This window comes from Leptodesmis sp., from assembly GCF_052746595.1.
Genome location: NZ_JBRAGO010000136.1, coordinates 1 through 9,220, shown reverse-complemented (window position 1 = coordinate 9,220; position 9,220 = coordinate 1). Strand labels below are relative to the sequence as shown.

The 9,220-nt window shown below is 47.5% G+C and carries 15 protein-coding genes and 1 pseudogene; all 16 read right to left on the bottom strand.

Annotation, left to right across the window (positions count from 1 at the left end):
- Positions 1–433: 433 nt before the first annotated feature.
- Positions 434–658, bottom strand: a pseudogene (locus ACUVQO_RS20990) (ATP-dependent Clp protease adaptor ClpS); the annotation flags it as partial.
- 118 nt (positions 659–776) lie between these two features.
- Positions 777–1,163: a hypothetical protein gene (locus ACUVQO_RS20985; RefSeq protein WP_445927774.1), complete on the bottom strand. Its 387-nt coding sequence runs from the start codon at positions 1,161–1,163 to the stop codon at positions 777–779.
- 91 nt (positions 1,164–1,254) lie between these two features.
- Positions 1,255–1,746: a helix-turn-helix domain-containing protein gene (locus tag ACUVQO_RS20980; RefSeq protein WP_445927773.1), complete on the bottom strand. Its 492-nt coding sequence runs from the start codon at positions 1,744–1,746 to the stop codon at positions 1,255–1,257.
- Entirely contained in the window at positions 1,743–2,234 is a 492-nt protein-coding gene (locus tag ACUVQO_RS20975; RefSeq protein WP_445927776.1) for a DUF3368 domain-containing protein, read from the bottom strand. Before ACUVQO_RS20975 ends, ACUVQO_RS20980 begins: the two co-directional genes overlap by 4 nt.
- A complete protein-coding gene (locus ACUVQO_RS20970; RefSeq protein WP_445927772.1) occupies positions 2,231–2,476 on the bottom strand; it encodes a UPF0175 family protein in 246 nt (81 codons plus the stop codon). Before ACUVQO_RS20970 ends, ACUVQO_RS20975 begins: the two co-directional genes overlap by 4 nt.
- A gap of 10 nt (positions 2,477–2,486) precedes the next feature.
- The gene (locus tag ACUVQO_RS20965; protein WP_445927771.1) at positions 2,487–2,903 is read right to left on the bottom strand and encodes a PIN domain-containing protein; all 417 of its coding nucleotides are present in this window, start codon (positions 2,901–2,903) and stop codon (positions 2,487–2,489) included.
- Positions 2,881–3,132, bottom strand: coding sequence for a hypothetical protein (locus tag ACUVQO_RS20960; protein ID WP_445927770.1), 252 nt, complete (start codon positions 3,130–3,132; stop codon positions 2,881–2,883). Before ACUVQO_RS20960 ends, ACUVQO_RS20965 begins: the two co-directional genes overlap by 23 nt.
- A 48-nt stretch (positions 3,133–3,180) precedes the next feature.
- The gene (locus ACUVQO_RS20955; RefSeq protein WP_445927769.1) at positions 3,181–5,217 is read right to left on the bottom strand and encodes an N-6 DNA methylase; all 2,037 of its coding nucleotides are present in this window, start codon (positions 5,215–5,217) and stop codon (positions 3,181–3,183) included.
- Between the two features lie 142 nt (positions 5,218–5,359).
- Entirely contained in the window at positions 5,360–5,575 is a 216-nt protein-coding gene (locus ACUVQO_RS20950) for a hypothetical protein (protein WP_445927768.1), read from the bottom strand.
- Between the two features lie 27 nt (positions 5,576–5,602).
- Positions 5,603–5,746 carry a hypothetical protein gene (locus ACUVQO_RS20945; protein WP_445927767.1) on the bottom strand — a complete coding sequence of 48 codons (144 nt, stop codon included), beginning with the start codon at positions 5,744–5,746 and terminating at the stop codon, positions 5,603–5,605.
- Between the two features lie 41 nt (positions 5,747–5,787).
- On the bottom strand, positions 5,788–6,015 hold the full coding sequence (locus ACUVQO_RS20940) for a tetratricopeptide repeat protein (protein WP_445927766.1): 228 nt from the start codon (positions 6,013–6,015) through the stop codon (positions 5,788–5,790).
- Between the two features lie 56 nt (positions 6,016–6,071).
- On the bottom strand, positions 6,072–6,278 hold the full coding sequence (locus tag ACUVQO_RS20935) for a tetratricopeptide repeat protein (protein ID WP_445927765.1): 207 nt from the start codon (positions 6,276–6,278) through the stop codon (positions 6,072–6,074).
- 175 nt (positions 6,279–6,453) lie between these two features.
- Positions 6,454–7,110, bottom strand: a complete 657-nt coding sequence (locus ACUVQO_RS20930; protein ID WP_445927764.1) for a tetratricopeptide repeat protein — start codon at positions 7,108–7,110, stop codon at positions 6,454–6,456.
- Complete coding sequence (locus ACUVQO_RS20925) at positions 7,107–7,487, bottom strand: hypothetical protein (RefSeq protein WP_445927763.1); 381 nt, start codon at positions 7,485–7,487, stop codon at positions 7,107–7,109. The genes ACUVQO_RS20930 and ACUVQO_RS20925 overlap by 4 nt, the downstream gene beginning before the upstream one ends.
- Before the next feature lie 24 nt (positions 7,488–7,511).
- Positions 7,512–8,123, bottom strand: coding sequence for a DUF1963 domain-containing protein (locus ACUVQO_RS20920; protein WP_445927762.1), 612 nt, complete (start codon positions 8,121–8,123; stop codon positions 7,512–7,514).
- A complete protein-coding gene (locus ACUVQO_RS20915) occupies positions 8,083–8,448 on the bottom strand; it encodes a DUF1963 domain-containing protein (protein ID WP_445927775.1) in 366 nt (121 codons plus the stop codon). The genes ACUVQO_RS20920 and ACUVQO_RS20915 overlap by 41 nt, the downstream gene beginning before the upstream one ends.
- Between the last annotated feature and the right edge of the window lie 772 nt (positions 8,449–9,220).

Genomic DNA, 9,220 nt, shown 5'->3' with positions numbered 1-9,220 from the left:
AAACCTACTTGACACGTTCACGGCTTCATAGTCGTGAAGTGCAGCAGCGGTAGATAGCCTCAAATTAAGCACTAGGGCTTTCAATCATCTGCTACTACGCGGTGTTAGCTGGCAATCGTTTTTAAGACCCCTAAGATTCTCATTAAGAACGCTCCAAACGTCCCTACATTCAGCATCTTAACGAGATAACAATCCCAAATTATGTGTAAGATAAGTCAATGCAGAATAAGCCCGGAGCAACACTGGTGGTCACCCTTATTCTCACAGTCATCTATGATTCAATGGCACTGAAATAGGGCGGTTGAAACCGCAGCTACACAATCAAAACCCGCCTGCGCGGGTTAGGCGCAAGCCTGCTCTGAGTGCGCGTAGGCGCACTTTGGTTGTATAGCCGCGATTTTAATCGTTAGGGCTTAAGTCAGTGACTTTATATTCAAACTGATATCCACTCACATTCAACTATGAATTGTAGGGGATATCCTTTTGCTTGACTGCGCTGATGGGCGATCGCAACTTTCTCCTGCTCGTTCTCAACAGGTAGGGCAATCACAAAACTGTGTCCGAGTTGATGGGTATGAATCATGCATTGAATTGCCCGATCCTTCGGCAACTCAAACACCTGCTCCAGCACTTCCACCACAAATTCCATCATTGTTGCATTGTCGTTATAACGCCTTAAGTTATCGGTGGGGACATATTTGAAAGCTTATCTCTACGTTGCGATCGCCCAAGTCGGCTCTAGCTAAGGTACAGCCGCAAATAAGCTGTTGCATGATTCAGTTATCAGTAATCAATTGTGTTGGTTCTGCATCATGCAAACCTGGCACAACCAGCCATAGCCACATACGGCATTTGAATAAGCGCAAGGGCAAGAGTTCTTCGGGAAAAGTTTGCTGACCGTGTCCCTGCCAGTGCCCTAGATTAGCAAGCTGTTGTTTGGCACAGGGCGGACACAGATCTCCAGGCTTGCCCTTATCGGGGCTGTAGCCAGGTTCGTTCTTGTCTAGGGGTACTAAATCAGGCAGCCGCCCATTTTGAGCGTAGGGACAGGGTTTGCCGTTCAGTTCTGCTGAAATCATCCCAGAGCAAATCAGGGTGTCAGGATAAATTTTGCCATCGGGAGAGAGAAAGAGGGCTTTAGGAGGAAGATTGACACCACTCATAGAGGATACCGATAAGAGGTTGCACGTCAGGAGTACACCTGATCGCTTATCAGTATTCTGTACGCCAACCGAACAAAAAGTCGATAGTGTTTCATGAATCTGTTGAAGGTTCTGCAAAATTGACTTGTTTGGCAATGATGTTGAGGAGCTTGCATTTGGAGCAATCGGGTTCGTATTTGCTGTTTTCCCATTCGCTCACGGTTTCTCGACGAACGCCTAGCTCACGAGCAAATTTCTCCTGGCTAAAACCTTTGGCAATTCTCAGTGCCTTAATCGCGTCAGCATTCCAGATGATCTCACCGTCTTGGCGCTGAATGTGATAAGTTGCCTGAAAAAGCTTGAAGGTAACGGTTTGCTGAGTCAAATCGACAGACTTAACCTGGTAGCCTGCACTGATCCAAGCGATCGCTTGTAGGGCACCTGGGCTATCCCGATTGCTCCACCAGTTTTTCTTCTTCCGTGCGGATTCCGGCAGTGAGCAACCCATTAAGGTTTCGATTTCGGCGAAGGTCAGCGTCACGACCGCTTGGTTGCAGTGCTGCAAGTGTTCAAAGAGTGGATAGTACTTGCTTCCGGGTTTCATAACGATTCGCCAACCGCTTGCAAGACCTCTGCATAGAGCCGTGCATCAATCCAGAAGCCAACTTGTTCAATTAAGGCATCAAGTAATGGTTTGACCTCTTGAATTAAGTTATTACGCTTGGCGGCAATTAGAATACCCAAAACACCTGTGACTTGTAGCCCTACTCGCATTGCAGCCGCTCTCCCCAGTCGTTCATCTATGAGGAGGCGATCGGCGTTTAACTCAAGGGCTAAGGCGATCGCCTCCGCTTCACCCGGATCAAGTGCGGCTCTCAATGTGTTGACAAAATCTTGATCAGTAGCAGATCGCGTTTTAATCCAGCTTAGGGTCGGCACAACCCTGGCACTGGCATCGGTGTTGACGACATTGGTAATTTCGTTGAAAACTGTTGTTGGAATCACGATTTCATCGTAGAGTTGGCGGAGTAAATCGAGATGACCAATGGTGGACAGGTAAAAGATGGGCGACGTATTACTAACCACAATCATCGCCAATCGTTTGCCTCCAAGGTTCTGAGGTCTTGCCGGAAGTCTTCAACGCCGTAATGAATAGGGATTTTACGACTACCTAAGATGCGTTGAAACTCTAGTTGATTCATGTCTGCAAACTGGCTAGCAGTGCCCAAAGTAATCTTTTCTTGCTGAAACAGCAGAATGGCAATTTCTAGTTTGAGATCGGCTTCAGTAATATGTGCCGTTTGCAGAAACTCATCGGGAATGACTAAACTCATAGCTTTCACCTTATGCAAAAAAAGGATTGATAATTCTGAGCTTGCCTTCAATCAGTTGATCATGCTGCATATCTTCGGAGTAGAGAATGCCGCAATTGCTTTGTAGGGCAGTGGCCATGATCAGGCTATCCCAGTAGGAGTATCCATATCGCACATTCACATCAATCGCAGCGAACACATGGTTGACATCAACAGTAATCGTTCTGAATTCTGTTGTCAGATCTTCAATAACTCTTCTGGCATCGGCTTGCGAAGCCATACTCTTCCGTACTAAGACATAGTAAAGCTCTCCTAAAATTTGGGTGCTGATGAGAATTGAGTTGAAATTTGTCAGAATCAGATCTCTGGTTTTTGTGAATTTCTCATCAGGTTTCATGGAGTGATAATAGACCCAAAGATTAGAATCAATGAAAACATTTGCGGTCATAGAGTTCTTCTCTATTAAATTTGTAATCTTCAGGCAACTTGATTGAGTAAGTCTTTAGCTTTTCAAGGAACTTTTGTTTACGTTCCTCTAAATTAGCCTCGGTTGAGGTAGAAGCAACAGGTTCCTCGACAAGAATCAAGGTAAGTTTTTGACCTTCTAGAGCCGCATCGAGTTTTTCATCAAGGATTAAGTTGCCGTCGTGGTAGGTGGCTTGTATCACTTTGCTCATAGGTGTATCTCTCCTAGTTGTCCTCAATAAATTGTCCTGAATCATGGTTTAGTTCTCGCCAATTTCCTCCTCGCCCAAAATCATCCGCTCTACTCGCGCTTTTGCAGATGTCACAACGGCTTTAGCTCCATGTCGCAACTGTTTTGCTTCATTACGACGTCTTTTCACCTCATTACCAATCTCTTGCTGTTTCTGTAGATCTTTAGGGACAGGTAATTTAACGCTCAGAACATCCGAAGCAGACACTCTAGGAAGTGAAGAACCACTTTGCAAAGGAACAACTTGATCTAAGGTTAGCTGACTCAGCAAAAGTGTATGCAAAAACTGGATATCTACCTTGTTCTTATTAGATCTAAAAACTAATGCTTCACCTGAACAAATACCATCAAATTCTGCGATCCAAACTTTATTAAGATAAGGACGCATTCGACCAAAAAGGATATCTCCTTTGGAAAATTTTGGTGATGAACTTAAAATCTCTTTCCCTTGAACTAGCTCAAAATTGACTAACTCACCTGTATTAGACTGAATATTTGCCAAGCCAATATAATTGACAACTTCATCAGGAGAATCAATTGATGGAGTAATTCGCTCATTAGTCTGCTCGACTACCTCTTCTATTAAAGTAGTTTCATGCTCGGCAAACTGAGAACTAATATCTTGCAATGTAACTACTGCCTCAAAATCAAAACGACCACCTTGGAGAACACTAATAGGAACTAAAGCATTTCGCTTACGTTGGGTACACTCTAGGTTAATCCCTAGCTGTTCAAAAACGTAATCAATAGTTTTTTGATAAGACTGTTCTGCTTCTGCCCGTGCCAGTTCTCGCTTTCGCACATAATCCAACACATGGGTCAACATCCGCGCCGAACCACACGCCGGATCGCCGATAAAATCATGCACCGTCGGCTGCAAAATTCCCACCATCAGGTTAATCACCGGAGTTGGTGTGAAATATTGCCCCAGGTCATCCCGAAAGGTCTTACCCAGAAAATCCTCAAACACGCCTCCCTTCACATCTGCCGTAGACTTTCGCAAACTCCAGGGCTGCAATCGTTTAACAATCTCAACCGTCGTATGTGGCTTAAACTCCAGAGCATCCGATTCCGTAAACGCCAACCGAATGCCCAGATTATCGCCAAACTTGGCGCTTAAGGTGTCCCGTTCCCACTGCTTCGCCTTCTCAAAAGTGTCTCGCACCTGCACCATCAACCGCTCTGGGTCAGTTTCCCCCTGCTTATAGCTGAATACATAGGATCGCATCTCCCCCGTCTTCTTCACTAGGTCGATCGTCGCCTGCTCGTCATACCACTTGGCAAACAAAAACTTGACTATTGCATCCACCGCTTCCTGGGGCTGCAATCCCTCGTTATCCCGTAGGATCGAGTGACAGCCCGATCGCGTATCCCCCAACACCTCCCGAAACTTGTCACGGGTGAGGGGCTGCAACCCGGTTTGAATCCCATCCGGCTCACTGGGATTGAGGATCACCTTAAACGGGCTATGCTCTGCCGCCGATCGCGCACTTTCATACTTCGGCAAATCCCCAATTTCCTGAAGCACACGGGGATACTCCAGATCCCGGCGATAGATTTTGGTATGCGTGCCACTGGTCAAAATCGCATACCGAGCCGAGGGCGACGCACTCATATAAGCATTGAGGCGATTTAAGTGTTCTACCCAGCCTTCCGGTTCCGTGCCCTCCAACTTCTTCTCCGGCTCCATCGCCTCCACCATAATGAAGGCCACATCCAACCCACCTCCTGCGCCAATGTAGCGGTCATCATAGACAATCATATCTGCCCGCCCTTGATACCGCCGCCCACCCTGATGCATCCCCTCAGAAAAATCGGCATACAGTTCCAGTTCGAGGGCATCCAGCGGGACACCGTATTCCTGATGTAGGAGAGCGATCGCCCAAATGGTGACTGGGTCTTCTGCCGGACGAATGTAAGTGCCGTCTGCCTTAAACAACTTCGACAAATTTGGGTGCTTCCGATAGTCCTCTGGCACATCGGCTGGCTTTCGATAGGGGTTAGTAAAATTAGCGAAGGACATGCGATCGGCAAGGGTAAGAATCAATACACTTGATTCTCTATGATGCCTTAAAGTCCTTGAGTTGTCTTGCTTTAGAGTTATTCATAGGTGCTGAGTCAGCTCCCGCTGGTTGGTCAGCCAAGCGCGGAGGTTTCGCACAGGTTGCACGGGCTTTTGGGACAGGTTGTTATGCCCACAGCGGGTACAAACCCAGGAGCGCTTTGGCTTTCGGTTTCTGAGCAGTGGGGTTCAGAATGTGCTGGGCGCGATCGCGTCGCTGCCTCCAAGTCTGTTTGGATTGAGCCAACGGGTCAGGTTCCGAATGATCCCACTCAAATTTGATGGCATTCACCAGACAAATCAGCAGCAATAGCCCCATGAATCCCATAAACCCGATCATCAATTCTCTCTCTTCTGTGGGTTAGCCTGATCAACTTCCCGGACTGATGGTGGTTTTGCCAAAGGTCATGAACACCAGGGTGGTGCCCGCAGGGCCACGATCGACCTCCCAACGGCACTGTCCCAGCAGCCAGAGGTTGTCTTGGGCTTGAGTTTTGAAGTGTAGTTCAGCCACGCTGCGGGCGAGCAGCGTAGGGTAGTCTGGTGGTTCAGGTTTTATGGATTGTCCTCCCTTTGTTCCAGTCTTTGCCGCAGTTCAGCTTGTTTATCCAGTACCCAGAGAGCCGCTTGGGGAGGTTGGGTGCGACTGTAAATGTCGAGCAGGTTGTTGTAGCTGCTTAAGGCTGCTGCGTACCGTCCTAGCTGCTCCAGGAGTAGGGCTTGATTCTGCCAGCAGCGATCGTTGTCAGGGTCGATCGCCAATGCTCCTGCATAGCTGATCACTGCTTCCTCTAGCCGTTGCAGCTTGGTGAGCAGTAAGGCCCGGTTATACCAGCAGCCTACATCACTGGGTCAATGGCTAAAGAATGGTCGAAACTGGCCAGTGCCGCTTCTGCTTGATCGGCTTGGGTGCTGAGCAACATGGCGCGTTTGTACCAAAGCTGGGCATTGTCTGGATAGCGTGCTAGTGCCCGATCGTAGTTTTCCAAGAGCAGCGTAAAAATTTCCGACTGGGGATAATTCAATTTCCCCAAGGCTTCATTCACGGTTAAATCATGCCAATCGGGGTTTAGCTCGAAGGCGGTTTGATAGGCGGCTAGTGCTGCTTCATAACGCTCAGCCTACATGAAAACATCACCCTTGCGTCTCCAGATCCAATCTGGCGTTTCACCATATTGATTCGGGTGATTATTGCCTTCAGCCAATTGGCTCAATTGCTGATCAGGCATCTAGAAGCTCCTGTTCTCGGCCTAGAAGGGCATAGGCTTTGCAGCGATTTTCCTGGGCTATTGCCTCTAGGGAATAAGCTTGGTTGTAGGTATCAATAGCCTCTGCATAATGCCCCAGACTGAACAGAATATTCCCCTTGTCTCCGTAATATGCCCCTAATGTTTGGTCGTTCTCTGGATCATCTTCTGCCTCTAAAAGGGCGATCGCTTGGTCGTAGCTGGCGATCGCGTCGTCTGATCGTCCTAGATGGGCTAACAGGCTACCCTGATTCGCCCAGAGATCGCTGTAATCTAACACATCGACATCCGGCAGATCCGCAAACCCCGCTAGTGCTCGTTCGTAGCTTGCAATGGCTTCTGTAAACCGCTGGAGGTCATGCAGTGCTGCTGCGCGACAGGCCCAAGCATGATTGTGGTCTAGATCAAGCGCGAGGATGCGATCGCAGGCATTGAGGGCTGCGGTATAGTCGCCCGTTTCCCGCTGCTGCTTGGCTAGCTCATACCAAGCATCGAGGTGTTCAGGAGCTAGCTCAACAGCTTGCCGCAACAGGGCGATCGCGGTCTGACAGGTAGCCCCATTTTCTAATGCCGCTAACCCAGCCTGATAATAGTCTTCGGCGCTTGAGTACTGTGGCAACCCATTACTCATACCGTTTGCATCTCCTCATGTTGGGAGAGAAGATGCACCACCCCCGCCGGGTCGAAGATCCAGTGGCCGCGAAAGTCGCCCAAGGGTGCCAATTCATCGCGAATCGGAGTTTGGGATGCTGTCAGGTAGTCCACTGCCTCTTCCAAGTCGTTGGTGGATAGCTCCAACCATACATCCGTCTGGCTGTAGTGGGGCACTTCATCGAGCCACAGTCGCATCGTGCCAAACTGGAACACATAGGAGGTGTCCCGTTGTCCCAGGTGAGGTAATCGCAATGTATCTCGATAAAAAACAACAGTTTCTGCAAACCGAAATCGAGGAATTTTTAGGGCAATATTGCCGCCCCCTGAAAATGCGGGTTGAGGATTTGAGTTCATTCTGATCTTCTGAAATTGAGTTAACTAGCGATCGCTATAAAACAAAACATTGGAGGTAACTACTCGGTCTGCCCTCACCCTAAATCCCTCTCCCAAGCAGGGAGAGAGACTTTGAACTGGACAGGTTCCCCTTCTCCCAAAAAGGGAGAAGGGGCTAGGGGATGAGGGCTGTGTATAGCCTGAGCAGTTAGCATTGGAGAAATCGCGACTTTGTAAGTCAGAGGGTTGAATCAAAAAATAAAAGATTGCATCATGCAACTCTACCCCCGGCTGCCCCACCATGCGAAACAGCAATTCGTAGGGCGGAAAGTTTTCACTAAACGCTAGAGGAAACAATTGCGCACGGGGATCAGCTTGACTAAAGGCAGGGTAGCCACCTAAGCGGTGTCCATCACCCGCTAAAAGGGACAATGCTGCGTCTAATACGGGGTCATTGCTGGCGCGATCGCGGAGTTCTCGCAGGGCGTAGTCATAGTTTTCAGCAAAAAATTCGCTTGTTTTTAAGGCTTCAACCCAGGTGGTTAGCCCCCCTGCATCCATCGGGGCAAGTTTGATTTGAAATCGCAAACTGAGTCGTTTGGGGACGATGGGATGCTCAAAGGGGGGAAAAACTAAAGTCGGTGATGAGATCTGCAACGGCAAGGATCGGGGCTGGGAAAAAGAGAACTTTTGCCCCTGCTAATTCCATCAATTCTGGATAGGACATCGAGGCTCGTGCTTCGGTGGCAAACCAGGTATGGTTCCATTCCCAGGTAGGTTTATCCACTCCATAAAACTGCAAAATACCTGTTGTGGGAAACCCGTCTAGGGGAGGAACTTCAGCAAGGTTAAACTGGGCGAGCAAGGGGGCTGGTTTGTCGTCAATCTGAGGATAATCCATGCCCACCAGAAGATAGGGCGTTCCTCCGAAATGGCTGTCCCAGGGTAGAGGGGAGTTGTCTTGGGAATTTGTGGTTTCGATGGCAATAAAGGGTCGAATGGTAGATTCGATCGCTGTGATTTCTGCATCTGAAATTTCTTCCCGTAAAATCTGGCAAAGTACTCCACCGCAACCTAAGTTTTCAAGTCAATAATTTGTCATTTTCCCAACTCTGATCGTTTTATTTAGAGGATGTTTGGAAGTTTGGCTTCTAGGGGTTTGAACGACTAAAGTCGTTACTACAAATGTGAGAGATGGATGTGGTTATTGGGGGGAGTTTATTGTGATGAGTCTATTTTGTTTAAATGCCTTGTTAGGAAGAGATTAAATTTCTTGACAGTCTGGTATCGCCCATAATTAATAGCTTTGTTGTTAGATAAAACTCCCAATATAAAAATGAAAGTATCTGATCAAGTCGTGAAATGTGAATGGTGGGGTTAGAATTTTAACTTGGGCAAAGTAATGCTTGAAAATGATTTTTGCTCGGATTTTATGGAAATGAGAAGTGATGATGGCTAATAGATCTGATCCTTGGGTGCTGACTATAGATGAAGAATATAATTGATAACTCACACCTGACGGTATATAGCAGTCCTAAATCATTCGTAAGATAAGTCAGGAAAGAATAAGCCCAGAGCAAAAATTATGGTTACGCTTGTTCTCATAAATCATCTAGGATTGCTATAGATAAACGATTATAGATAAATATAATACAAAATATGTTCTCAAAGCGATCTCAAAGACTTTAAGCGAAGCCAGCTAAAGAATCTATGCAATCCGTGAGAGAGTAGAGACAACCAAACCTCACCCTCTC

Excerpts from the sequence above, each read along its gene's own strand:
- ACUVQO_RS20985 (WP_445927774.1), bottom strand. The coding sequence starts at position 1,163 with ATGAGTGGTGTCAATCTTCCTCCTAAAGCCCTCTTTCTCTCTCCCGAT.
- ACUVQO_RS20980 (WP_445927773.1), bottom strand. The coding sequence starts at position 1,746 with ATGAAACCCGGAAGCAAGTACTATCCACTCTTTGAACACTTGCAGCAC.
- ACUVQO_RS20975 (WP_445927776.1), bottom strand. The coding sequence starts at position 2,234 with ATGATTGTGGTTAGTAATACGTCGCCCATCTTTTACCTGTCCACCATT.
- ACUVQO_RS20970 (WP_445927772.1), bottom strand. The coding sequence starts at position 2,476 with ATGAGTTTAGTCATTCCCGATGAGTTTCTGCAAACGGCACATATTACT.
- ACUVQO_RS20965 (WP_445927771.1), bottom strand. The coding sequence starts at position 2,903 with ATGACCGCAAATGTTTTCATTGATTCTAATCTTTGGGTCTATTATCAC.
- ACUVQO_RS20960 (WP_445927770.1), bottom strand. The coding sequence starts at position 3,132 with ATGAGCAAAGTGATACAAGCCACCTACCACGACGGCAACTTAATCCTT.
- ACUVQO_RS20930 (WP_445927764.1), bottom strand. The coding sequence starts at position 7,110 with ATGAGTAATGGGTTGCCACAGTACTCAAGCGCCGAAGACTATTATCAG.
- ACUVQO_RS20925 (WP_445927763.1), bottom strand. The coding sequence starts at position 7,487 with ATGAACTCAAATCCTCAACCCGCATTTTCAGGGGGCGGCAATATTGCC.